22 protein-coding genes are annotated in these 22,159 nt (G+C 71.0%); 12 read left to right on the top strand and 10 right to left on the bottom strand.

Annotated features, from left to right (window positions below):
• Positions 1-350: 350 nt before the first annotated feature.
• Positions 351-1,145: an FMN reductase gene (locus ASC56_RS42820; protein WP_055493055.1), complete on the bottom strand. Its 795-nt coding sequence runs from the start codon at positions 1,143-1,145 to the stop codon at positions 351-353.
• A complete protein-coding gene (locus tag ASC56_RS21045) occupies positions 1,142-2,419 on the bottom strand; it encodes an LLM class flavin-dependent oxidoreductase (protein WP_079102622.1) in 1,278 nt (425 codons plus the stop codon). The genes ASC56_RS42820 and ASC56_RS21045 overlap by 4 nt, the downstream gene beginning before the upstream one ends.
• Positions 2,420-2,615: 196 nt before the next feature.
• Between ASC56_RS21045 and ASC56_RS21040 the strand changes: the two genes are divergently transcribed.
• A complete protein-coding gene (locus tag ASC56_RS21040) occupies positions 2,616-3,434 on the top strand; it encodes a helix-turn-helix domain-containing protein (RefSeq protein WP_055493054.1) in 819 nt (272 codons plus the stop codon).
• A 104-nt stretch (positions 3,435-3,538) separates the two neighbouring features.
• Here ASC56_RS21040 and ASC56_RS21035 read toward each other — a convergent pair whose 3' ends face one another.
• Together ASC56_RS21035 and ASC56_RS21030 are read right to left on the bottom strand one after the other, a co-directional pair.
• Entirely contained in the window at positions 3,539-4,018 is a 480-nt protein-coding gene (locus ASC56_RS21035; RefSeq protein ID WP_055493053.1) for a MarR family winged helix-turn-helix transcriptional regulator, read from the bottom strand.
• Positions 4,019-4,127: 109 nt separating this feature from the next.
• On the bottom strand, positions 4,128-4,595 hold the full coding sequence (locus tag ASC56_RS21030) for a hypothetical protein (RefSeq protein ID WP_371330207.1): 468 nt from the start codon (positions 4,593-4,595) through the stop codon (positions 4,128-4,130).
• Between the two features lie 156 nt (positions 4,596-4,751).
• Between ASC56_RS21030 and ASC56_RS21025 the strand changes: the two genes are divergently transcribed.
• Together ASC56_RS21025 and ASC56_RS21020 are read left to right on the top strand one after the other, a co-directional pair.
• A complete protein-coding gene (locus ASC56_RS21025; protein WP_055493051.1) occupies positions 4,752-5,087 on the top strand; it encodes a YnfA family protein in 336 nt (111 codons plus the stop codon).
• 138 nt (positions 5,088-5,225) lie between these two features.
• The gene (locus ASC56_RS21020; RefSeq protein ID WP_055493050.1) at positions 5,226-6,002 is read left to right on the top strand and encodes an SDR family NAD(P)-dependent oxidoreductase; all 777 of its coding nucleotides are present in this window, start codon (positions 5,226-5,228) and stop codon (positions 6,000-6,002) included.
• Between the two features lie 65 nt (positions 6,003-6,067).
• Here the strand turns inward: ASC56_RS21020 and ASC56_RS21015 are convergent, their stop codons facing one another.
• Positions 6,068-7,261 carry an RtcB family protein gene (locus tag ASC56_RS21015; protein WP_055493049.1) on the bottom strand — a complete coding sequence of 398 codons (1,194 nt, stop codon included), beginning with the start codon at positions 7,259-7,261 and terminating at the stop codon, positions 6,068-6,070.
• 194 nt (positions 7,262-7,455) lie between these two features.
• Here ASC56_RS21015 and ASC56_RS21010 point away from each other — a divergent pair, with 194 nt between their 5' ends.
• The 3 genes from ASC56_RS21010 to ASC56_RS21000 all read left to right on the top strand — a co-directional run bounded on the left by ASC56_RS21010 (position 7,456) and on the right by ASC56_RS21000 (position 10,873).
• Positions 7,456-8,340, top strand: coding sequence for a hypothetical protein (locus ASC56_RS21010; protein ID WP_055493048.1), 885 nt, complete (start codon positions 7,456-7,458; stop codon positions 8,338-8,340).
• A 125-nt stretch (positions 8,341-8,465) separates the two neighbouring features.
• Positions 8,466-9,377, top strand: a complete 912-nt coding sequence (locus ASC56_RS21005; RefSeq protein ID WP_234377010.1) for a DUF3558 domain-containing protein — start codon at positions 8,466-8,468, stop codon at positions 9,375-9,377.
• Positions 9,378-9,526: 149 nt separating this feature from the next.
• A complete protein-coding gene (locus ASC56_RS21000) occupies positions 9,527-10,873 on the top strand; it encodes a DUF2637 domain-containing protein (RefSeq protein ID WP_234377009.1) in 1,347 nt (448 codons plus the stop codon).
• 54 nt (positions 10,874-10,927) lie between these two features.
• Here ASC56_RS21000 and lysS read toward each other — a convergent pair whose 3' ends face one another.
• Positions 10,928-12,667 (bottom strand): lysine--tRNA ligase, encoded by a 1,740-nt coding sequence (gene lysS / locus ASC56_RS20995; RefSeq protein ID WP_055493046.1) that lies wholly within the window; start codon positions 12,665-12,667, stop codon positions 10,928-10,930.
• A 238-nt stretch (positions 12,668-12,905) separates the two neighbouring features.
• Between lysS and argS the strand changes: the two genes are divergently transcribed.
• Positions 12,906-14,669: an arginine--tRNA ligase gene (argS, locus tag ASC56_RS20990; RefSeq protein ID WP_055493045.1), complete on the top strand. Its 1,764-nt coding sequence runs from the start codon at positions 12,906-12,908 to the stop codon at positions 14,667-14,669.
• A gap of 72 nt (positions 14,670-14,741) precedes the next feature.
• On the opposite strand, the gene ASC56_RS20985 is transcribed toward argS, so the two are convergent.
• A complete protein-coding gene (locus ASC56_RS20985; protein WP_055493044.1) occupies positions 14,742-16,166 on the bottom strand; it encodes a transcriptional regulator in 1,425 nt (474 codons plus the stop codon).
• A 225-nt stretch (positions 16,167-16,391) separates the two neighbouring features.
• Between ASC56_RS20985 and ASC56_RS20980 the strand changes: the two genes are divergently transcribed.
• A complete protein-coding gene (locus ASC56_RS20980) occupies positions 16,392-17,144 on the top strand; it encodes a DUF4232 domain-containing protein (RefSeq protein ID WP_055493043.1) in 753 nt (250 codons plus the stop codon).
• Here the strand turns inward: ASC56_RS20980 and ASC56_RS20975 are convergent.
• The gene (locus ASC56_RS20975) at positions 17,134-17,556 is read right to left on the bottom strand and encodes an ATP-binding protein (protein ID WP_055493042.1); all 423 of its coding nucleotides are present in this window, start codon (positions 17,554-17,556) and stop codon (positions 17,134-17,136) included. The genes ASC56_RS20980 and ASC56_RS20975 overlap by 11 nt on opposite strands.
• A 33-nt stretch (positions 17,557-17,589) precedes the next feature.
• A complete protein-coding gene (locus tag ASC56_RS42020) occupies positions 17,590-17,763 on the bottom strand; it encodes a hypothetical protein (protein ID WP_234377027.1) in 174 nt (57 codons plus the stop codon).
• On the opposite strand from ASC56_RS42020, the gene ASC56_RS20970 reads away from it, so the two are divergent.
• The 4 genes from ASC56_RS20970 to ASC56_RS20955 are packed head-to-tail and all read left to right on the top strand — an operon-like array spanning position 17,711 to position 20,501.
• On the top strand, positions 17,711-18,496 hold the full coding sequence (locus tag ASC56_RS20970) for a helix-turn-helix transcriptional regulator (protein ID WP_234377022.1): 786 nt from the start codon (positions 17,711-17,713) through the stop codon (positions 18,494-18,496). The genes ASC56_RS42020 and ASC56_RS20970 overlap by 53 nt on opposite strands.
• Positions 18,493-18,690: a DUF397 domain-containing protein gene (locus ASC56_RS20965; RefSeq protein ID WP_055493040.1), complete on the top strand. Its 198-nt coding sequence runs from the start codon at positions 18,493-18,495 to the stop codon at positions 18,688-18,690. Before ASC56_RS20970 ends, ASC56_RS20965 begins: the two co-directional genes overlap by 4 nt.
• Positions 18,691-18,726: 36 nt before the next feature.
• Positions 18,727-19,521: a DUF4253 domain-containing protein gene (locus tag ASC56_RS20960; RefSeq protein WP_055493039.1), complete on the top strand. Its 795-nt coding sequence runs from the start codon at positions 18,727-18,729 to the stop codon at positions 19,519-19,521.
• A gap of 47 nt (positions 19,522-19,568) precedes the next feature.
• Entirely contained in the window at positions 19,569-20,501 is a 933-nt protein-coding gene (locus tag ASC56_RS20955; protein ID WP_055493367.1) for a phosphotransferase family protein, read from the top strand.
• A gap of 515 nt (positions 20,502-21,016) precedes the next feature.
• Here ASC56_RS20955 and hemB read toward each other — a convergent pair.
• Positions 21,017-22,009: a porphobilinogen synthase gene (gene hemB / locus ASC56_RS20950; protein ID WP_055493038.1), complete on the bottom strand. Its 993-nt coding sequence runs from the start codon at positions 22,007-22,009 to the stop codon at positions 21,017-21,019.
• Between the last annotated feature and the right edge of the window lie 150 nt (positions 22,010-22,159).

The following is a 22,159-nucleotide window of genomic DNA, read 5'->3' as shown; positions in this document are numbered from 1 at the left end:
CCAGTCTGCCAAGATCGTGGCGGTACACCACCGGGTGGGTCGGACAGCAAGGGGGCTTCTTACTCCCCTCTCACCGCTCCGGACGCGACGACTTACCTGGTAGGGCCGCTGTGTCGGCTGTGTCACGTCGCCGCGTCCCGCCTCGGGGAGGCGGCGGCGGGGAGCCGTGCGGCGGGCCGGGACCGATGGTCGCCGGCGCCGGCCGACGGGCTGGAGCTCGTCGCGGGCGGTACCGATCGCCCACCCGGTACCGCCGGCTCCGCGCCGAGCGCCGCACCCGACCGTCACCGCCACTCCCCGGCGCACCTATTTCCGCCGGGGCCCCTGGTGCTTCCGCAGCGCGGTGAGGACTACTTCCGCAGCGCGGCGAGCTGCTCCTCGAAGGGGATCACCCGGAAGCCGTGCGAGACCGTCGCGCCCACGCCGTCCGGCACGGACACACGCTCCGCCTCCGCGGCCCCCGGCATCAACCCGGCGGCTTCGGGCACAGCCCCTTCCCGCACACGCCCTGCCCGCACAACCCCTTCCCGCACACCCTTCTCCCGGACGGACCCGGCGGGCTCGGTCGCACGCCCGGCGGGCTCCCGCACCGACTCCTCGGGCTCCCGCACCGACTCCGCGGGCTCCCGCACGGACCCGGAGGCCATCAGTCCCGCCAGCTCCGCAGCGGCCCGTTCGACGCGCCCGGTCAGGCCCTCGGCGCCCCAGTCCTCGGAGGCCGCGTACACGCCGGTCGGGACGACCGTGGCCCGCAGGTAGGAGAAGAGCGGACGCAGGGCGTGCTCCAGGACCAGGGAGTGCCGGGCGGTGCCACCGGTCGCCGCGATCAGGACCGGCGTACCGACCAGCGCCTCCTTGTCGAGCACGTCGAAGAACGACTTGAACAGACCGCTGTACGACGCCGTGAACACCGGCGTCACCACGATCAGCCCGTCGGCCTCCGTCACCGCCTCCAGCGCACCCGCGAGGGCACGCCCCGGGAAGCCGTTGGTGAAGTTGTGCGCGATCTCCACGGCGAGGTCACGCAGCTCGACGACCTGGATGTCGACGGGGGTCCGCCGGTCCACGGCGGCGGCCAGCCGGTCGGCGACCAGCCGCGTGGAGGACGGGACGCTCAGCCCCGCCGAGACGACGACGAGCTTCATACGGCGGTCACCTCTTCCTTGGATCCCTTGGATCCCTGGGACCCCTGGGATCCCTGGGATCCCTCGGACCCCTTGGATCCCGATCCCTCGGACCCCTGGGATCCCTCCGACCCCTGGGGTCCCTTGGGTCCCTTGGGTCCCTTGGGTCCCTTGGGTCCCTTGGATCCCTCGGATCCCTCGGATCCCCGGGAATCCTTCGCGGCGCCCTGGGCGGCGAGCAGGGAGGCGTGGGTGGGTGCCTCGGGCACGTCCGCGGGGCGGCCCTTCGCGAACTCCTCGCGCAGCACCGGTACGACCTCCTCGCCGAGCATGTCGATCTGTTCGAGGACGGTCTTCAGCGGCAGCCCGGCGTGGTCCATCAGGAACAGCTGGCGCTGGTAGTCACCGGCGTACTCGCGGAAGCTCAGCGTCTTCTCGATCACCTGCTGCGGCGAGCCGACCGTCAGCGGGGTCTGGTCCGTGAAGTCCTCCAGGGACGGCCCGTGCCCGTAGACCGGCGCGTTGTCGAAGTACGGCCGGAACTCGCGCACCGCGTCCTGGGAGTTCTTCCGCATGAACACCTGCCCGCCCAGACCCACGATCGCCTGCTCGGGCGTTCCGTGCCCGTAGTGGGCGTACCGGCTCCGGTAGAACTCGACCATCCGCTTGGTGTGGTCGGCCGGCCAGAAGATGTTGTTGTGGAAGAAGCCGTCGCCGTAGTAAGCGGCCTGCTCGGCGATCTCCGGGGAGCGGATGGAGCCGTGCCAGACGAACGGCGGGACGCCGTCCAGCGGGCGCGGGGTGGAGGTGAATCCCTGCAGCGGGGTGCGGAACTTCCCCTCCCAGTTCACCACGTCCTCGCGCCACAGCCGGTGCAGCAGCGCGTAGTTCTCGATGGCGAGGTTGATCCCCTCCCGGATGTCCTGCCCGAACCAGGGGTAGACCGGGCCGGTGTTGCCGCGCCCCATCATCAGGTCCACCCGGCCGTCCGCGAGCTGCTGGAGCATCGCGAAGTCCTCGGCGATCTTCACCGGGTCGTTGGTGGTGATGAGGGTCGTGGAGGTGGACAGGATCAGCCTCTCGGTCTGCGCCGCTATGTAGCCGAGCATCGTGGTCGGCGAGGACGGCACGAACGGCGGGTTGTGGTGCTCGCCGGTCGCGAAGACGTCGAGCCCGACCTCCTCGGCCTTCAGCGCGATGGCGACCATGGCCTTGATCCGCTCGCGCTCGGTCGGCGTCCGGCCGGTGGTGGGGTCCGGAGTGACATCACCGACGCTGAAGATCCCGAACTGCATGCTCGCTCACACCCTCCAAGTTGTTTACGATTCAACTATATCCCCAAACGGCGCCGCTCCTCCCTCTATTCCGCCCCCGCCGACCCTCTGCTCCCCCCGCGCTTCACCACCCCACCGCCCCACACCCACCCCACCGCGCCTCACCCACCCCACCGACCCATCCGCCCCTGTCGGTGGCCGCCCCTACGATCCGGGCATGGCCGCCCCACGCCGTGACACACGAGGCATCGTCGACGCCGCGGAGCTCTTCTCCCGCGTCGTCTTCCGGCGCCGCGAACCCGCCGAGCCGCTGCGCCCCTACCTGGAGCACTACTGGCTGATCGACTGGGACCTCCCGGAGCCGTACGCGTCCCATGTCGTCCCGCACCCCTCGGTCAACGTGGTCTTCCAGCGCTACGGCGACCGGGCCCCCTTCGGCGAGGTCGCGGGCATCGGTCTGGAGCTGTTCACCCAGAAGCTGGAGGGCCGGGGCCGGGTGTGCGGGATCAAGTTCCGCCCGGGCGGCTTCCGGCCCTTCGCGCCCGGACGGCCGGTGACCGACTGGACGGGCCGGCGGGTCCCGTTGCCCGAGGTGTTCCCGGACACGGACCCCCGGGCGGTCCTGGCCCCCGCGGACGAGGACGACCGCGTGGCCGCCCTGGACGCCTTCCTGCTGGGCCTCGATCCCCGCCCGGACCCGGGGGCCGACCTCGCGACGGCCCTGGTCGACCGGATCCGCACGGACCGCACGATCCGCCGTGTCGCCGACTTCGCCCGGTCGGAGGGCATGTCCGTACGCGTCATGCAGCGCCTGTTCGCCGCGTACGTCGGCGTCGGCCCGAAGTGGGTCATCCTGCGCCACCGCATCCACGAGGCACTGGAGCGCGCGGAGACCGAGCGGGCCGTGGACTGGGCGGGACTCGCCGCCGACCTCGGCTACGCCGACCAGGCCCACCTCGTCCGCGACTTCACGGCGACCGTGGGGGTACCACCGACGGTGTACGCCCAGACCCGCACACAGCAGGGCGGCCACTGATCGACGTAATGCGCTTGACCCGCCCGAGCCCCTCCGTCCCACCTATCTGCGTACTGTTCCTGGCCGGGCTCACCGGCTTCGTCGCGGCCTCGCTCGCCTGCGCCCTAGACCTCGCCGTCGCGCAGCCGGGCGATCTGCCGGGCGCTGAAGGCGACCGTGCGCCGCATATGGCCGACGAGCAGGGCGATCTCGCTCTCGTCCAGCTCGTCGAAGAGCGCGTACCAGCCGGCGCCCAGCCTTTCCCACATGCGCCCGAACTCGGCTATCCGCTCCGGCACCGTGGTCACGAGGACCCGCCGCCGGTCGGCGGCGTCCCGTTCCCGTACGACGTAACCGGCCTTCTCCAGCCGGTCCACCAGCCGCGTCGCGGATCCGGTGGTCAGCCCCGTCAGCTCGGCGATCCGCCCGGTCGTCACGGGCCCGTCCTCCAGCCCGAGCAGATTCAGGCACTGCACGTCGGTCGGATGCAGCTGCAGCCGGTCGGCGACGGCCTGGTTGAACAGCGCGTACGCGGCCATGTAGCGCCGGGAGACGGTGGACAGTTCGTCGAGCAGCCGCTCGCGCGTCGTGCCGTTCCCGGACATGGCCCGCCCTCCCACTCGTCTGCGCCGCACAGCGATCGTACGACGTGGAAGCTGCCACACTCCCAAGCTGCCCCACTCCCAAGCTGCCCCACTTCCCCACGGTACGGCCCTAGAAGTAGTACTGGTCCCCGGTGTCCAGGGCGAGCACCTGTTCGCGGTCGTTGCCGGGGTTGCGGTCCACGGAGCCGCTGCCCCACAGCGTGTCGATCTCCAGCGTCACCTCCTCGGTCGACGACCCCGCGAGACCCACCCGCAGCCGGATCTCCCTGCCCACGCCGCCCGCGGCGAGCGGACCCGTACCGCACAGCACCGTGCTGGTGTCGTACCGTGTGCACCCCCGCGGCAGCCGCTGTACGTCCGCCAGCGGGAGGGACCAGCGCAGCCGTACGGTCGCGTCGGTGACCGCGGACGGCCCGTGGTTCTGCGGGACCATCCGCACGTCGACATGGCCGCCGCCCATGGTCACGTACCCGTGATAGGCGAGGTCCGCCTCCGGTACCGCGGCGACGGCGGGCACGGCCGCGCCCACCACCACGGCGGCACCCAGCGCACCCGCGATCCGTACTTTCATCCTCATCCGCATCCGTCGAATCCTCCGCTTCGGCCGGGACATCACCGCATGTATCCCACCTGTACGCGACGGCAGGCGCCGCCGGGCAGGTGAGGCGCTCACCCGGGGGCGCGGACCAGGCTCCCCGTCCGGCGCGCGGAAGCGGCGTGCGAAGGTGTCCGCATGCTGATCCTCCGCTCCGCCGCCCTCTTCGTCGTCGCGGCGCTCTTCGAGATCGGCGGCGCCTGGCTCGTGTGGCAGGGCGTGCGCGAACACCGCGGCTGGATGTGGATCGGCGCGGGCGTCATGGCCCTCGGCGTCTACGGCTTCGTCGCCACCTTCCAGCCGGACGTCCACTTCGGCCGCGTCCTCGCCGCGTACGGCGGTGTCTTCGTGGCCGGTTCCCTGGCCTGGGGCATGGTGGCGGACGGTTACCGCCCGGACCGCTGGGACGTCACCGGGGCGCTGATCTGCCTGGCCGGGATGGCCGTGATCATGTGGGCGCCGCGGGGCCACTGACCGCCTCCGGGGCCCGGGCGCCACCTATTCTGGGCGGAAGCAGCTCGTACCACCTGATGAACGAGCCCGTGTACGAGCACCGTTGACCGGGCCCCCAAGAGCCTCGCGAACGAGCCCGCCGTCCGAAGGAGCCGCCCCATGACCGCCGCACCCTCCGCCGCCTCCCGCATCGCCGTCGTCACCGGGGCGAGCAGCGGCATCGGCGCCGCGACGGCCCGGCAGCTCGCCGCCGCGGGTTACCGCGTCGTCCTCACCGCCCGCCGAAAGGACCGCATCGAAGCCCTCGCGGAGGAGCTCACCGCGGCCGGCCACTCGGCGACGGCCTACGCGCTGGACGTCACCGACCGCGCGGCGGTCGACGAGTTCGCGACGGCCTTCCGGACGATCGGCGTCCTGGTGAACAACGCGGGAGGCGCACTCGGCGCGGACCCGGTAGCGACCGGCGACCCGGAGGAGTGGCGCCGGATGTACGAGACGAACGTCCTCGGCACCCTGAACGTCACCCAGGCCCTGCTCCCCGCCCTGACGGCGAGCGGCGACGGCACGGTGGTGGTCGTCTCCTCCACCGCCGCACACGCCACGTACGAGGGGGGCGCCGGCTATGTCGCCGCCAAGCACGCCGAGCACGTCCTCGCCGAGACCCTCCGCCTGGAGATCGTCGGCACCCCGGTCCGCGTGATCGAGATCGCCCCCGGCATGGTGAAGACGGACGAGTTCGCGCTGACCCGCTTCGGCGGCGACCAGGAGAAGGCGGCCAAGGTGTACGAGGGCGTCGCCGAGCCGCTCACGGCCGACGACGTGGCGGACACGATCACCTGGGCGGTCACCCGCCCCAGCCACGTCAACATCGACCTCCTGGTGGTCCGCCCGCGCGCCCAGGCGTCGAACACCAAGATCTACCGGGAACCGCGATGACCGAACCGACGCGGCACCCCCAGTGACGGGCGAAGCCCCCGGCCTGCTGCCGGGGGCTTCGTGCGTCAGCCCTTCACACAGACGACCTGCTTCAGCTTGGCCACGACCTCCACGAGGTCGCCCTGCTGCTCGATCACCTGCTCGATGGGCTTGTACGCGCTCGGGATCTCGTCCACCACGCCGGAGTCCTTGCGGCACTCCACGCCCCGCGTCTGGTCCTCCAGGTCCTTGGCCGTGAAGCGGCGCTTGGCCGCGTTGCGGCTCATGCGCCGACCCGCGCCGTGCGAAGCGGAGTTGAACGCCCTCTCGTTGCCGAGACCCTTCACGATGTACGAACCCGTGCCCATCGAGCCCGGGATGATGCCGTACTCGCCGGAGCCCGCACGGATCGCGCCCTTGCGGGTCACGAGCAGGTCCATGCCCTCGTACCGCTCCTCCGCGACGTAGTTGTGGTGGCAGGAGATCTCCGGCTCGAAGGCCGGCTTCGCCTTCTTGAACTCCTTGCGGACCACGTCCTTCAGGAGCGCCATCATCAGCGTGCGGTTGTACTTCGCGTACTCCTGCGCCCAGTACAGGTCGTTGCGGTACGCCGCCATCTGCGGGGTGTCCGCGACGAAGACGGCGAGGTCGCGGTCGACCAGGCCCTGGTTGTGCGGAAGCTTCTGGGCCACGCCGATGTGGTGCTCGGCCAGTTCCTTGCCGATGTTGCGGGAACCGGAGTGCAGCATCAGCCAGACCGCGCCGGTCGTGTCCGTGCAGACTTCGACGAAGTGGTTCCCGGACCCGAGCGTCCCCATCTGCTTCGTCGCGCGCTCCGCACGGAACTTCACGGCCTCCGCGACCCCGTCGAACCGCCCCCAGAAGTCGTCCCACCCGGAGGTGGCCACGCCGTGGAACCGGCCGGGGTCGACCGGATCGTCATGCATCCCGCGCCCCACCGGAATCGCCTGCTCGATCCTCGACCGCAGCCGCGACAGATCCCCCGGCAGATCGTTCACCGTGAGCGAGGTCCTCACCGCCGACATTCCGCAGCCGATGTCCACCCCGACCGCGGCCGGGCACACCGCGCCGCGCATCGCGATGACCGAGCCGACCGTCGCCCCCTTGCCGTAGTGGACGTCCGGCATGACCGCGAGGCCCTTGATCCACGGCAGTGTCGCCACGTTCTGCAGCTGCTGCATCGCGGAGCCCTCGACCGTCGCCGGGTCGGTCCACATACGGATCGGGACCCGCGCCCCCGGCACCTCTATGTACGACATCTCTTCCTCATTCCCCCGAAAGACACCACAAGTATCGAATCGCACATACCGGAGCCAAGGTCTACGTAAGGGACAACGGACCGGCGTCCACGGTGGTGCGTGCGATAGACATTGTCTCCAGGGGGCCGCCCCACGCGGCAACCGATTAACCAGCGGGCCCATCGGCCCGCGGAACCGTCGAGAGGAGCCTCACCGTGCAGCGGAAGGCGTACGTACCGGGCGCGGCCGTGCTCCTGGCGGCATTGCTGGCCGCCTGCACCGGCGGCTCCGGCAGCGGCGGCACGGCGACGGACGCCAAGGCCGGCGGCGCCACCCGGAGCGCGTCCGCCGCTCAGCCCGGCAAGTACCGCACCCTCGCCGAGGCCTGCAGCGCGGTGAGTCGCGGCTCCCTCGACTCGCTCCTGCCAGGCATCAAGCGGATCACGGACCAGGCGCAGCGCGACCAGGCGTACCAGGGCGAGGCCGAGCTCACCTACGACAACGACCGCCGCACCGGCTGCCGTTGGAAGGCCGAGTCGGCCGACGGCACCGACCATCTGTCCGTCGGCTTCGAGCGAGTGGTGTCGTACGACAGCACGGTCAGCGACGACAACCGCGCCCACGAGGTCTACGCCACCAAGCAGATGGCCGCGGGCCTGCCCGAGCCCAGTGCCAGTTCAAGTCCCGGTTCCAGCTCCTCGGCGAGCGGCACGCCCGGCAGCCCGAGCGCCACGCCCTCCGCTTCCCGCTCCGCCTCTCCCGCGGCGCCCTCCTCCGCTTCCGGGTCGGCCTCAGCTTCGGCCTCCGCTTCGGCCTCAGCTTCGACCTCCGCTTCGGCCTCCGGGAGCCCCTCCGGCACCGGGACCGCGTCCGACCTCCAGCCGCGCACCCTCGACAACCTCGGCGACGACGCGTTCCTGAACGACCAGCTGAGCACCGCCCGACAGCGCACGGTGACTGTGGTGTTCCGCACGTCCAACGTGATCGTGACCATCGAGTACACCGAGCAGCCGACCACCACCGGATCCGCCCCGAGCAGCAAGGACATGCAGGACAGGGCCCGGAAACTGGCCGAACAGCTGGACGGTTCGCTCGGCTGACGGACACCCGCGCCGCGCCCCGGCCAGGGAACCGAACCTCGCACCGCATGCGTCCCCACCGCGTACCGTGGCCCCTCGGACCCGATCCGACCGCACGATCCACGAGCGTCATGAGTGAAGGAACCATGCACCGACCTGCACAGCGAGACCAGCGAGATCAGCACGATCCGAGCGCCCTGGCCGCTCGGGGCGAGCGGCAGCAGGGCCCCCGGGGCCCGCGCCTTCGCCGCCTCCTCGTCTGCGCGGCCGCCGTCCCGGCGGTGCTCGTCGCCGCCGGCTGCTCCTCCAACTCCGGCTCCGGCTCGGCCGCCGACGCCAAGCAGAAGCAGACCCCGAGCGCGAAGCCCTCGCACAGCGCCTCGGCCAACGCCGTGCAGCCGGCCGCGTACTCGACGCTGCCCGGACCCTGCTCCGTCCTGTCCGGCAAGACCCTGGGCGATCTGGTGCCGAACGGGGCGAAGTCCGGCAACCAGGGCACGTCGGACGCCAAGGGGACGCGTTCCAGCTGCTCGTGGAGCAGCCTGGAGAACAACGGCGTCAAGGGCTCCCAGTTCCGCTGGCTCAACGTCTCCCTGCTGCGCTTCGAGTCGGACGCCTCGCGCGGCGACGGCAACAAGCTCGCGCGGCAGTACTACACCAAGCAGGTGCAGGACGCCCGGTCCGTCCAGGGCGCCCAGAACACCAGGACGGAGCCGGTGGCCGGGACGGGTGACGAGGCGACGGCGGTGCGCTACGACCTGAAGAAGAAGGAAGGCTCCTTCAAGCAGCAGACGGTCGTGGCGCGCGTGCAGAACGTCGTCATCACCCTCGACTACAACGGCGCGGGCCTGGCCGGCGAAACAGCACCGAGCGCGGACGACCTGACGAAGGCGGCGGAGAACGCCGTCAAGGAGGCGGTGTCCGCGGTGTCCGCCGCGAACGGAACCGGCGGCAAGGCGGGCGCGTCCCCGTCGAAGGGTGCCTCGCCGTCGAAGTCGGCGTCCGTGGCCCCGTCGAAGAGCGCGTCCCCGTCCGCGTCGGCCTCGAAGACGAGCTGACCCGGCTGTCGCCGAAGTCGTAGCGTCACCAGGACAGTTGCCGAAGCCCGGCCCGCGCGGGCCGGGCTGCCGCCATACCGGCCACCCGTTCGCCATAAGTGTGTGCCACCCTGTTGCGCGCAACAACCCGCATTGGGAGGGGAGTACAGGTGGCCGCGCCACTGCAGCTGACACGGATGCACCGGGTTCTCATCGGCGTGGTCGTCACCGGTGCCGTCATCATCGCCGGGATCGGCTTCGCGGGCTCGTACGCGGCCGTCCGCGAGCTGGCCATCAAGAAGGGCTTCGGGAACTTCAGTTACGTCTTCCCGATCGGCATCGACGCGGGCATCTGCGTCCTGCTGGCCCTGGACCTGCTGCTGACCTGGATCCGCATCCCCTTCCCCCTGCTGCGCCAGACGGCATGGCTGCTGACGGCGGCGACGATCGCGTTCAACGGCGCGGCGGCCTGGCCGGACCCGCTGGGTGTGGGCATGCACGCGGTGATCCCGGTGCTGTTCGTGGTCGCCGTCGAGGCGGCCCGCCACGCGATCGGCCGGATCGCGGACATCACGGCGGACAAGCACATGGAGGGCGTCCGCCTGACCCGCTGGCTGCTCTCGCCGCTCCCCACGTTCCTGCTCTGGCGCCGTATGAAGCTGTGGGAGCTGCGCTCCTACGAGCAGGTCATCAAGCTGGAGCAGGAACGTCTCGTCTACCAGGCCCGGCTGCGCTCCCGCTTCGGCCGCGCCTGGCGGCGCAAGGCTCCGGTGGAGTCCCTGATGCCCCTGCGGCTGGCCCGCTACGGCGTCCCCCTGGCGGACACGGCCGCGGCGGGCCTGGCGGCGGCGGGCATAGAACCGGCGCTGATACCGCCGGCGCCCCAGCTGGACCCGGTTGCGGACAGTCGGGCCGCCGGGGCGGCACCCGTCCCGCAGAAGGCGGCACCCGCCGGCGGGCAGCGTCCCCAGCTGGAGGGCAACCCGAACCACGGGCAACCGGAACAGGCACCGGACCCGGACCAGAACCCCTGGTTCGAGGCCCCGCAGCAGATCGAGTACCAAGGCGGCTACGACCCGACGTACGAACCGGAGCCTTCCTACGACCCGGAGGAAGAGCACTGGCAGTGGTACGAGGAGCAGGAGCAGCAGCGCTACCAGGCGCAGCGCTACCGGGAGCAGCAGTACCAGGCGCAGCAGTACCGGGAGCAACAGCGGCAGCAGCCCCCCGTCCAGGAGCCCTCTCCGGAGGACACCGGCAGCTTCCCCATCCCGGCCGGCCCGAACCGCACCCGCCAGCTCGGCGAGGGTGGCGGTACGGAACCGGACGAGGAGGCCTACTACCAGGTCTTCAAGCAGTCGATCAGTAACGGCAGCGGCTACCCGACCCCGCGCGAGTTCAGTGACAACGTCGAGGCGACGTACGGCGTCCCCGTCCCGGACGCCGACGCCAAGCGCATGGTCCTGCGCTTCCAGAACCGCCACGCCGTGGAACTCGAAGAGGACCACATCGCATGAGCACGTGAGCGAGAGGCCCCCGTACGGTCCCGTACGGGGGCCTCTCGGCCGGGTTCACTCCCCGAGCAGCCTCCGGACCCGGTCCTGCCCCACCGCGAGCAGCAGGGTGGGCAGCCGCGGCCCGGTGTCCCGCCCCACCAGCAGGTGGTACAGCAGCGCGAAGAACGACCGCTGGGCGGTCTTGATCTCGGGCGGCAGCTCCTTGGGCGTGGCGTCGGCGGAGAACCCGGCCTGGACCTTGGGCACGCCGTACACGAGGTGGGTCAGGCCGTCCAGCGACCAGTGCTCCTCCAGCCCGTCGAGCAGCAGCCGCAGCGACTGCTGGGCCTGCTCGTCGAGCGACTTCAGCAGTTCGGCGTCGGGCTCGGCACGGACGATGGTGCGCTGGTCGGCCGGAACGTGCGTGTTGATCCAGGCCTCCGCCTTGTCGTACCGCGGCCGGGCCTCGTCGAGCGAGGCGAGCGGGTCGGCCGGGTCGAGGTCGGACAGGATGCGCAGGGCCTGGTCCTGGTGGCCGGCGGTGATGTCGGCGACGGACGCGAGCGTGCGGTACGGCAGCGGGCGGGGGGTGCGCGGCAGCTCACCGGCGGCCGTGCCGACCGCCCGCGTGTACGCGGCCACGTCGGCCGGCAGCGCGGAGCCGTCGGCGACCTTGCCCGCCAGCTTGTCCCACTCGTCGTACAGGCGCTGGATCTCCTGGTCGAAGGCGATCTTGAAGGACTGGTTGGGCCTGCGGCGGGCGTACAGCCAGCGCAGGATCTGGGGCTCCATGATCTGCAGCGCGTCGCCGGGGGTGGGCACGCCACCGCGGGACGACGACATCTTCGCCATGCCGGAGATGCCGACGAAGGCGTACATGGGGCCGATCGGCTGCTTGCCGCCGAAGATCCCGACGATCTGCCCACCGACCTGGAACGACGAACCCGGGGACGAGTGGTCGACACCGCTCGGCTCGAAGATGACGCCCTCGTAGGCCCACCGCATCGGCCAGTCGACCTTCCAGACCAGCTTGCCGCGGTTGAACTCGCTCAGCCGGACCGTCTCGGAGAAGCCGCACGCGGTGCACGCGTACGTCAGCTCGGTCGTGTCGTCGTCGTAGGCGGTGACGGTGGTGAGGTCCTTCTCGCAGTTGCCGCAGTACGGCTTGTACGGGAAGTACCCGGCGGAGCCGGAGCTGCCGTCGTCCTCGGCGGCGGCGCCCGAGCCCTCCTCGGCCTCCAGCTCGGCCTCGTCGACGGGCTTCTGCTGCTTCTTGGCGGCCTTCGGCTTGGTCCGGTACTGGGCGAGGATCGCGTCGATGTCGCCGCGGTGCTTGATCGCGTGCAGGATCTGGTCCCGGTACACGCCGGAGGTGTACTGCTCGGTCTGGCTGATGCCGTCGAACTCCACGCCCAGCTCGGCCAGCGAGGCGCTCATCGCGGCCTTGAAGTGCTCGGCCCAGTTCGGGTACGGGGAACCCGCCGGGGCCGGGACGGAGGTGAGCGGCTTGCCGATGTGCTCGGCCCACGACTCGTCGACACCCGCGACACCGGCCGGCACCTTCCGGTACCGGTCGTAGTCGTCCCAGGAGATCAGGTGCCGCACCTCGTACCCACGGCGGCGGATCTCGTCGGCGACGAGGTGCGGGGTCATGACCTCGCGGAGGTTGCCCAGGTGGATCGGCCCGGACGGCGACAGCCCCGACGCGACGACGACCGGTTTGCCAGGGGCCCGACGCTCCGACTCCTCGATGACCTCATCCGCGAAACGGGAGACCCAGTCGGTGGTCTCGGTGCTCTGAGCCACGATCGGCACGTCCTCTTCCCTGAAAGTTCTCCATGAGCAGCCGGTACGGTCGCACGGCTGACCGCTCTATTGTCCCAGGCGGGGCCACATCCACGAAAACGCCTTCTCAACGCCTTACCGCCCCCCCTCACCAGGGGACGAGCGGACACGGATGCGCGTTCAGTCCGCGACCGGAAAATTCGCTTTACCCCCCATGGGATACTGGCTGGGTCTATCCATTCGCACGAGGAGAACGGCACCCACTCCTATGGCCTCGGTCACGTCCCTCACCGCTTCCGTCCACCAGCGCCTCGCGAACGCCCTCTCGGCCGCCCTGCCGGAGACCGCCGAAGCGGACCCGCTGCTGCGACGAAGCGACCGGGCCGACTTCCAGGCCAACGGGATCCTCGCACTCGCGAAGAAGGCCAAGGCGAACCCGCGCGAACTGGCGACCCAGGTCGTGGACAACGTCGTCACCGGTGACCTGATCAAGGAGGTCGCGGTCTCCGGCCCCGGCTTCCTCAACATCACGGTCACCGACAGGGCGATCACCGAGAACCTCGCCGCCCGCGCCGCCGACCCGGAGGCCCGCCTCGGCGTGCCGTACGCCGGGAACCCGGGCACGACGGTCGTCGACTACGCCCAGCCGAACGTGGCGAAGGAGATGCACGTCGGCCACCTCCGCTCCGCGGTGATCGGCGACTCCGTGGTCAAGCTCCTGGAGTTCACCGGCGAGACGGTGATCCGCCGCCACCACATCGGCGACTGGGGCACCCAGTTCGGCATGCTCATCCAGTACCTGGACGAGCACCCGCACGAGCTGGACCACAGGGCCGCCGAGGTCACCGGCGAAGAGGCGATGTCGAACCTCGGCCGCCTCTACAAGGCGGCCCGGGGGCTGTTCGACTCCGACGAGGAGTTCAAGACGCGTGCCCGCCGCCGGGTGGTCGACCTCCAGGCCGGCGACCCGCACACGCTCGCCATGTGGCAGAAGTTCGTCGACGAGTCGAAGATCTACTTCTTCTCCGTCTTCGAGAAGCTGGACATGGAGGTCCGCGACCCCGACATCGTCGGCGAGTCCGGCTACAACGACATGCTTGGGGAGACGTGCCGTCTCCTGGAGGAGTCGGGCGTGGCGGTTCGCTCCGAGGGCGCCCTGTGCGTGTTCTTCGACGACATCACGGGCCCGGACGGCAATCCGGTCCCGCTGATCGTGCAGAAGTCGGACGGCGGATACGGCTACGCGGCCACGGACCTGTCCGCGATCCGCGACCGCGTCTTCAACCTGAAGGCGAACTCGATCGTCTACGTGGTGGACGCCCGCCAGTCGCTCCACTTCAAGATGGTCTTCGAGACCGCCCGCCGGGCCGGCTGGCTGAACGGCGACGTGAAGGCGTTCCAGCTCGCCTTCGGCACGGTCCTCGGCAGGGACGGCAAGCCGTTCAAGACCCGTGAGGGCGAGACCGTACGGCTGGTGGACCTGCTGGACGAGGCGATCGACCGCGCCTCCGCCGTCGTACGGGAGAAGGCGCAGGACCTGTCCGAGGCGGAGATCGCCGAGCGCGGCGCCCAGGTGGGCATCGGGGCGGTCAAGTACGCGGACCTGTCGACGTCGGCGAACCGCGACTACAAGTTCGACCTCGACCAGATGGTGTCGCTGAACGGCGACACGTCCGTCTACCTCCAGTACGCCTACGCCCGTATCCAGTCGATCCTGCGGAAGGCCGGCGACGTACGCCCCGCCGCGCACCCGGAGCTGGAACTGACCGACGCGGAGCGCGCCCTGGGCCTGCACGTGGACCAGTTCGCGGAGACGGTGGCGGAGGCGGCGGGGGAGTACGCCCCGCACAAGCTGGCCGCCTACCTCTACCAGCTGGCGTCGCTGTACACGTCCTTCTACGACAAGTGCCCGGTCCTGAAGGCCGAGACACCGGAGCAGGTCGAGAACCGCCTCTTCCTGTGCGACGTCACCGCCCGCACCCTCCACGAGGGCATGGCCCTGCTGGGTATCAGGACGCCCGAGCGTCTCTGACGCCGCGCCGGTTGCGCGAGCACGAAGAGCCCCGCCCACCGGGATCGACCCGGGGAGCGGGGCTCTCTTGTGTCATCCGGCCTGCCGGGCGATCCACTCCGCGCCGCCGAGCGGGAAGTCAAAACCGGGCCGTCCCGTGTTTCCGCTCGTCCGGAACGGCTTGCCGTGGTCGTCGATCCGGACGGTGCCGTGCCGTGAGCCGCTGGACCACTCCAGTTCCAGGTACCAGCGCACATCGTGCGCCGCGGTGCGGGCCCGGACGCGGAAGACCTCCGGGTCGGACTCGCTCACCTTGAACGGGAAGTCGCGCTGCCCCTGGGAGGGCACCGCCGAGGCACGGCCCGCGTCCAGGTCGACGCCGAACGCGTGCGTCTCCACGCCACCGCCGCAGCCGACGCCCATGGCGTAGTCGCTCCAGGCCAGGGGCGCGTCCGACGAGATCACCCGGACCCTCAGGTCCTCCAGGACCACGGTCGGCGCGCCGGTGCCCTGCACCGTCAGCACGACGAACTGCTCCCCGGACGACACCGCGCCGAGCGCCGACACCCAGCCCGGCGCGTCCTGTTCGGCGGGCGGCGGTGGCACCCGCTGCGGCGACCGGTCGATCAGGTAGTGCTGGCTGCACTCGTCTTCCCAGGCGTACGGGCGGGTGTTGACCGTCAGGGGTACGGCCGAGGCGGTGTCGCCCTGGGCGGCCGGGGCGGTGGCGGGACCGGTGCTCGGGGCCACGGACCCGGCGCCGGAGCCGGGGCTCCGCTTCCCGTCGACCTCCTTGCCCGTGCCCTTGCCGGACCGCGACGGCGAGGGAGCCGCCGGGCCCCCTGCGCCTCCCCCGTCCACGGCCCGGCGCCGGTCCACGGCCGACGACATTCCCGTGGGGTTCTTGGCGTCGTCCCTTCCGAGGCCGAAGGAGGGGCTCCACGCGAGCGCGGTGGCACCCAGGACCGCGAGGGCACCGACCGGGACGAGCACCGCGGAGCGGATGCGCCGGCGGGAGTGCCGACGGGAGTGAAGACCTGGGGCAGAGTCCGGCCCCGAACGGCCGACGGCCCGACCGGCGGAACCTGCGGATCCGGCATCCCGACCGGGCTCGGGCCCCGGCTCGTGCGCCGATTCTCCGGTACCGCCGGGCTCGTGCGCCGGTTCTTCGGCACCGCCTGCCTGGCCCACGGTGCTCCGCTCCGGCCCCGGCTCGGCACCCGCGTCCGGCTCGACGGCACGCGCCTCCTGGACGGCGGCAGCTCTGCTCTTCCTCTCCCGCACCGCGTCGGCCAGCACCCATCGGCGGTGCAGCTCGACCAGTTCCTCGGGCGACGCCTTGCAGAGCCGGGCCAGCCGCTCCACAGGCGCGTAGTCCGTCGGAACGACGTCCCCGTTGCAGTACCGGTGCAGCGTCGACGTACTCATGTGGAGCCGCTTGGCCAGCAGCCCGTAGCTCAGCCCGGACCGCTCCTTCAACTCCCTCAGCAGCTGCCCGAACGCGTCTGCCGCATCCACCCCCGACACCACTCCTCCGCTCCCCGTATGTCCCGGCCGGCGTTCCAGGGACACCTCGTTCTCCCAGCTCAGAGCCGTTACGGGCGTTCCAGCGTCCCTCATCGTCCGCCGGTCGTGGCGGCTGGGACACATGACCCCCCAGGCTCCATCCCATCCAAGCACGCCGCTCCCGCCGACCGGCCGGGCGGCACGCGTCATCCCGAACTGTGAACGAGGTATCCAGTCATGCGCGCCTTCCCCACCGCCGGCTCCCGCCGCACCCGCACCGGGCTGCTCGCCACCACCACCGTCGCGCTCGCGGCACTTGCCCTCACGGCGTGCCAGAACGGCACGGGCACGCATGACGAGGGGAGGTCGTCGTCGGCGCCCACCGCGTCGTCCCCCGCCCAGAGCCCCGACGCACCGGGCACCACGACCTCGAACACCGGCTCGAGCTCCGGTTCTTCGGCCGCGAAGGGCTCGGACGCGTCCCACAAGGGCACGGGGACCGGCAAGGGCTCCACGGGCCGCTCCTCCGGCTCCGGTACGGGCCACGGCACGACGACCGCGACGCCCGTCATCTGCAACGGCGCCAACACCCGCGTCACCGCCAAAGAGGTGTCCCGCCCCCTCAACCACATGCTGATCACCGTCAAGAACACCGGCTCCCGGCCGTGCGACCTGACGTACTACCCCATCCTGCAGTTCGACGAGATGCAGTGGGCGCCGGGAGCGTTCGAGGAGAGCCGGCCGCAGGCCGTGACCACGCTCGCCCCCGGCCAGTCCGGATACGCGGGCGTACGCCTCTCCGCCACCGACGGCAGCGGAGAGATTGGAACCACGGGCCACAAGCTGACCGTCATCTTCCAGGGGCGCACCCCGCGCAGCGACGCAGGCCCTTCGGCCACCGTCAACCTGCCCGCCAAGGGCGTGTACTACGACAGCAAGCTGACCGCGACGTACTGGCAGTCCAGCGTGGCCGACGCCCTCACCTGGTGACGTCCCCGGGTGGTGCGGAAGCGAACTCGCACCACACCACCTTGCCGAGTGCCCGCTCGCCGACACCCCACTTGTCGGCGAGCGCGGCGACCAGCAGCAGCCCGCGCCCGCCCTCGTCGCCCTGGTCGGCGATGCGCGGGACGCCGGGACCGCTGTCGTGCACCTCCACGCGCAGCACGGCACCGTCGTACCGCAGGAACACCCGGAAGTGACGGCCGGGCGGTACCCCGTGGAGCAACGCGTTGGTCGCCAGCTCGCTGACGCACAGCAACACGTCGTCGCTGCGGTCGCCTTCGGCGAGCCCCCAGCCGGTCAGGGTCTCGTGGGCGAACCGCCGGGCGGCCGGAACGGATCGGCGGTCACGGTGGAAGAACCTCTCGCGCAGGGGCGGGAGTTGGATCGTCTCGTTCACGGCGCGAGTGTCGCGGAGAGTGACTACCGTGGATCACTCGGTGAACCCGTACAGATTGTTTGTACGGGTTCGTTCGGGGTCGCGTACGGGCAGCGTGGGGAGTTGGACCAGCATGAACTCCAGGAAGCCTCCACGGAAGAAGAACTTCTCGGCCATGCGGATGCTGGGCGTCCAGCTCAGCACGGCGCGCCGCGCCGCGGGACTCACGCAACGGGCCCTCGGCGAGCGGCTGATGCTCGACGAGGAGACGATCGCGTCGATCGAGCAGGGCCGACGTCCGCTGAAGCCGGATCTGGCGGAGTTACTGGATGAACTCCTGGGGACGAAGGGAATGTTGTCGGCGGGGGTGGCCAATCTGCCGGAGATCGATCAGTTCCCGTTGTTCGCCGAGCAGTACATGCTGCATGAGCGCGAGGCGATCGCCCTGTCCTGGTACGACGCCTTGGTCGTCCCTGGCCTGCTCCAGACCGAGGCGTATGCGCGCGCGCTGCTGAGAAGCCACCTTCCGCCGTACGACGATGACGCGTTGGAGGCCAGGATCGCCGCCCGGATCGGGCGCCAGGAGATCCTGCACCGCAAGGTCCCTCCGACGCTGAGCTTCGTTGTCTGGGAGCCAGCGCTGGTCATGCCCATCGGAGGCCGCGAGACGCACCTCGCCCAGTTGAAGCACCTGTACGAGTACGCCGAATTCCCCGGCCTGTCCCTGCAGATCCTGCCGCTGAACCGTACGTCGCACGTCGGAACGGCCGGCCCGTTCACCCTCCTGGAAACGGCCGACCACCAGCATCTCGCCTACACCGAATCGCAACGCGGCAGCCAGTGGGTTTCGGCCCCGGACGAGGTGTCCATCCTGGCGCGCAAATATGCGATGCTGCGGACGCAGGCCCTCACCATCGAGGACTCCAGAAGCCTGCTGGGCCGTCTGGTAGGAGAGCAATGAGCACCGCACTTGAGTGGTTCAAATCGAGCTACAGCAGCGATCAAGGCGGCCAGTGCCTCGAAGTCGCCTGCACGGACCGCGAGTCCACCCACGAGACGGCGGTCCACATCCGCGACTCCAAGAACCCCACCGGCCCCATCCTCCAGGTCACCCCCGCCACCTGGGCCGCGTTCACCGCGTACGCCGCCCGCTGAGGTGCGATGTCAGTGGCTGGCCCTACAGTCACTGGCATGGCGACACTTCCCAACCCGCTGCCCAGGCTGGCGGCCGACCCGAGCGGGCGCGCGCTCGGGCTTGAACTCCCGCCCGGGAGACTGATCGACGCGACGGACGACGGGCCGTGGCACGAGCCGCTGCTGTGGCACGCCGGGCGCCCGGCGTCCTCGGGGAACTGGGCGCGGCTGGGCTCGCCCGCCGCGCGGGTGGGACTGCTTCCGGTGCTCGTCGATGTCGGCGGCAGCCAAGGCGGGCCGGAGGAGTGGGAGCTGATGCCCGGGGAGATGTCGTACCCCGGGGACCACCACGCCGAGGAGGTGCTGGCCGAGCTCTGGGAGGAGTACGCGGAGGACGCGCCCGGCACGGACTGGCCCGGCCTCGCCGCCGGGCCCCGGCTGGCGGCCGACCCGGACGCGCGGGCCGCCGAGGTCGCCGACTCCCTCCTGGACGAGGGCTCCTGGTTCAAGGAGCCGCGCCTCGCCCTGGTCCCCGCCCGCCGCTCCGCCGACATCCCCGCGGCCATGGGCTGGACCGGTCCCCTGAACCACGAGAGCGACACTGCCGTCCTGTGCTCCGTGCTCCGCTCCTGGGAGGACCGCTTCGGCATACGGGTCGTCGCGCTCACCTTCGACCAGCTGGTCCTCTCGGTCGCGGCGCCGCCCACCACCCCGGCCGAGGCGGAGGCGGTGGCCGCCGAGCACTTCGCGTTCTGTCCGGACAACATCACGCAGGGGCACCACGAGACGCTCTCCGCGTACGCCGGGCACGAGGTCCTCGGCCAACGGGTGTGGTCCTTCTGGTGGGACTGACGGGTTTCGCCGTACGGACGACCGTCAGGGGCCCTAGCATGCGGCGCATGCTGCCCTCGGTGGACACGTACGACCAGTTGGAAGCGATGGTCTCGGACGAGGCACTGCTGCGGCCGGCCGCACTGGACCTGTGCGACCAAATGGGGCTCGTCGGCCTCGCCTTACGGCGTTTCGACGACGGTTCCCGGCCCGTGTACGCGCTGGGGGGCGACATGGTGCTGAAGCTGTATCCGCGGTTCGAGACGGCCGAAGCGGTCACCGAGGCACGCGTGTTGGCCCACCTGTGGGGCCAGCTGCCGCTTCCCACACCGCGGTTGCTCGCAACGGACGAGTACCACAACGGCTGGCGGTTCGTGCTGATGTCCCGGCTGCGCGGGCTGAGCGTCCACGACGCCTGGCCGCGGCTCACCGCGGCGGAGAAGGACCGGATCGTGACGGAGGCCGCCGGGACACTGGCCGCGCTGCACGCGAGGGACTACGCGCCGCTGACGGATGTCGTGGGTCCCTCGGACTGGCCCTCGTTCCTGCGCCGCCGACGCGCACACATGCTGGACCACCACCGCCGCAACGGCACCCCCGAGCCCTGGCTGAGCCAGATTCCGGCCTTCCTGGACTCCGTGCCGCTGCCCACCTCCACCGGACTCGCCCTGCTGCACACCGAGTTCATGCGCGAGCACCTGACCATCGACATGCGCGACGGCCGCCGGCTGACCGGCCTGTTCGACTTCGAGCCCGCCATGATCGGCGACCCGGCCTACGACTTCGCCAGCGTCGGCCTGTTCATCACCCGCGCCGACCCGCGCCAACTCCGCCGCTTCTACGAGGCCTACGGGCGCGCGCCGCACGACCCGTACCAGCTGCTCGCGTACGCACTGCTGCACAGGTACAGCGACCTGCCCCTGTACCTGCGGGAACTGCCGACCCCGGCCGAACCGCGCCTCGAAGCACTCGCCGAGCTGTGGTTCGGTACGGAGGGGTGACAGGAGCCGGTCCCGGGCCCAGGGCGCCGGCACCGTGATGTCTCAGCTCGGCCGGGGCCTCGTCCGCGTCCCGGACCATGTGCGCAAGCGACGGTGTTCGCCCAGCTCAACGGCCATCCTCCGGTCCCGGCGTCCCGAATACCGCGGCGGATGTGGCGCGGGGCCGCCGCAGCGCCCAATCTGTCACCAGCGAGGCTTCCGCTCCCGGCGACCGGTCGAGCGGCCGCGCCACCCCCCAGTTGCTCCACGTCGAAGGGCCCGCTCCATGTCCGCTCGTGCCACCCGTACCCGCCTGCTCGCCGCCGCCACGGTCGCGCTCGCCGCGCTCGCGTTCACGGCCTGCCGGAGCGGAGAGGGCGTACGGGACGAGGGGCCGTCCTCGTCGTCATCCCTCCCGGGGCCCCCATCCGGGATGCCCGGGGTTCCGAGTGAAGACGGCCCTCTCCACTACGCCCGGAGGTCCCTCCACGATCAACGACCGGCAGGGGTGTCACCAACCTCCCGGCCGAGTAGGCCTAGCGCAGCTTCTGGGCGACCTCGGTGGCCCAGTACGTCAGGATGTTGCGGGCGCCGGCCCGCTTGATGCCGGTCAGGGCCTCGACGATCGCGCGGTCGCGGTCGATCCAGCCCTTCTCGGCGGCGGCCTCGATCATCGCGTACTCACCGGAGATCTGGTACGCGGCGACCGGCACGTCCACGGCGTCGGCGACGCGCGCCAGGACGTCGAGATAGGGGCCGGCCGGCTTGACCATCACCATGTCGGCGCCCTCCTCCAGGTCGAGGGCGAGTTCCCGCAGGGACTCACGCCAGTTGGCGGGATCCTGCTGGTAGGTCTTGCGGTCGCCCGACAGCGAGGAGCCGACCGCCTCCCGGAACGGCCCGTAGAAGGCCGAGGAGTACTTGACGGTGTAGGCGAGCACGGCGACGTCCTCGCGGCCGATCTGGTCCAGCGCGTCACGGACGACGCCGATCTGGCCGTCCATCATGCCGCTGGGGCCGACGACATGGGCACCCGCGTCGGCCTGGACCTGGGCCATCTCGGCGTACCGCTCCAGGGTGGCGTCGTTGTCGACGCGGCCCTTCGCGTCCAGCACACCGCAGTGACCGTGGTCGGTGAACTCGTCCAGGCACAGGTCGGACATGACGAGCAGATCGTCGCCGACCTCGGCCCGCACATCGCGGAGGGCGACCTGCAGGATCCCGTCCGGGTCGGTGCCCGGCGTCCCGACGGCGTCCTTCTTCGACTCCTCCGGCACACCGAAGAGCATGATGCCGGAGACTCCGGCCTCCACGGCCTCCAGCGCCGCCTTCTTCAGGCTGTCGCGGGTGTGCTGCACGACACCGGGCATGGCCGCGATCGCCGTGGGCTCGCTCACGCCCTCCCGTACGAAGGCGGGGAGGATGAAGTCGGCGGGGTGCAGCCGGGTCTCGGCCACCATGCGGCGCATGGCGGGCGTGGTGCGCAGGCGCCGGGGACGGGTACCGGGAAAGGATCCGTACTTCGTCATGCCTTCTACGCTACGCCCGGCCGGGAGGGGCCTTTGCCAACACCGTGTCGGAGCACGGAGGGGTGCAGCTCGCGCGCCCGGCCGGACAAACGCCGCAGGGATGTCCATAAGAAGGCCGGGACACCCCTGCGGCTCGCGTCGACGGGAACG

The organism is Streptomyces sp. TP-A0356, from assembly GCF_001417775.1.
Classification (GTDB): Bacteria; Actinomycetota; Actinomycetes; order Streptomycetales; family Streptomycetaceae; genus Streptomyces.
The sequence above is the reverse complement of the archived record's forward strand: the minus strand, read 5'-3'. Positions and strand labels throughout refer to the sequence as shown.

Bases quoted from the DNA above. Each gene is read 5' to 3' on its own strand.
- ASC56_RS42820 (WP_055493055.1), bottom strand. From the start codon at position 1,145: ATGAAGCTCGTCGTCGTCTCGGCGGGGCTGAGCGTCCCGTCCTCCACG.
- ASC56_RS20965 (WP_055493040.1), top strand. From the start codon at position 18,493: ATGAGCACCGCACTTGAGTGGTTCAAATCGAGCTACAGCAGCGATCAA.
- ASC56_RS20955 (WP_055493367.1), top strand. From the start codon at position 19,569: ATGCTGCCCTCGGTGGACACGTACGACCAGTTGGAAGCGATGGTCTCG.
- argS (WP_055493045.1), top strand. From the start codon at position 12,906: ATGGCCTCGGTCACGTCCCTCACCGCTTCCGTCCACCAGCGCCTCGCG.
- ASC56_RS21025 (WP_055493051.1), top strand. From the start codon at position 4,752: ATGCTGATCCTCCGCTCCGCCGCCCTCTTCGTCGTCGCGGCGCTCTTC.
- ASC56_RS21020 (WP_055493050.1), top strand. From the start codon at position 5,226: ATGACCGCCGCACCCTCCGCCGCCTCCCGCATCGCCGTCGTCACCGGG.
- ASC56_RS20970 (WP_234377022.1), top strand. From the start codon at position 17,711: ATGCGGATGCTGGGCGTCCAGCTCAGCACGGCGCGCCGCGCCGCGGGA.
- ASC56_RS20960 (WP_055493039.1), top strand. From the start codon at position 18,727: ATGGCGACACTTCCCAACCCGCTGCCCAGGCTGGCGGCCGACCCGAGC.
- ASC56_RS21035 (WP_055493053.1), bottom strand. From the start codon at position 4,018: ATGTCCGGGAACGGCACGACGCGCGAGCGGCTGCTCGACGAACTGTCC.
- ASC56_RS21030 (WP_371330207.1), bottom strand. From the start codon at position 4,595: ATGAGGATGAAAGTACGGATCGCGGGTGCGCTGGGTGCCGCCGTGGTG.
- ASC56_RS21005 (WP_234377010.1), top strand. From the start codon at position 8,466: ATGCACCGACCTGCACAGCGAGACCAGCGAGATCAGCACGATCCGAGC.
- ASC56_RS20980 (WP_055493043.1), top strand. From the start codon at position 16,392: ATGCGCGCCTTCCCCACCGCCGGCTCCCGCCGCACCCGCACCGGGCTG.
- ASC56_RS21045 (WP_079102622.1), bottom strand. From the start codon at position 2,419: ATGCAGTTCGGGATCTTCAGCGTCGGTGATGTCACTCCGGACCCCACC.
- ASC56_RS21015 (WP_055493049.1), bottom strand. From the start codon at position 7,261: ATGTCGTACATAGAGGTGCCGGGGGCGCGGGTCCCGATCCGTATGTGG.
- ASC56_RS21040 (WP_055493054.1), top strand. From the start codon at position 2,616: ATGGCCGCCCCACGCCGTGACACACGAGGCATCGTCGACGCCGCGGAG.
- hemB (WP_055493038.1), bottom strand. From the start codon at position 22,009: ATGACGAAGTACGGATCCTTTCCCGGTACCCGTCCCCGGCGCCTGCGC.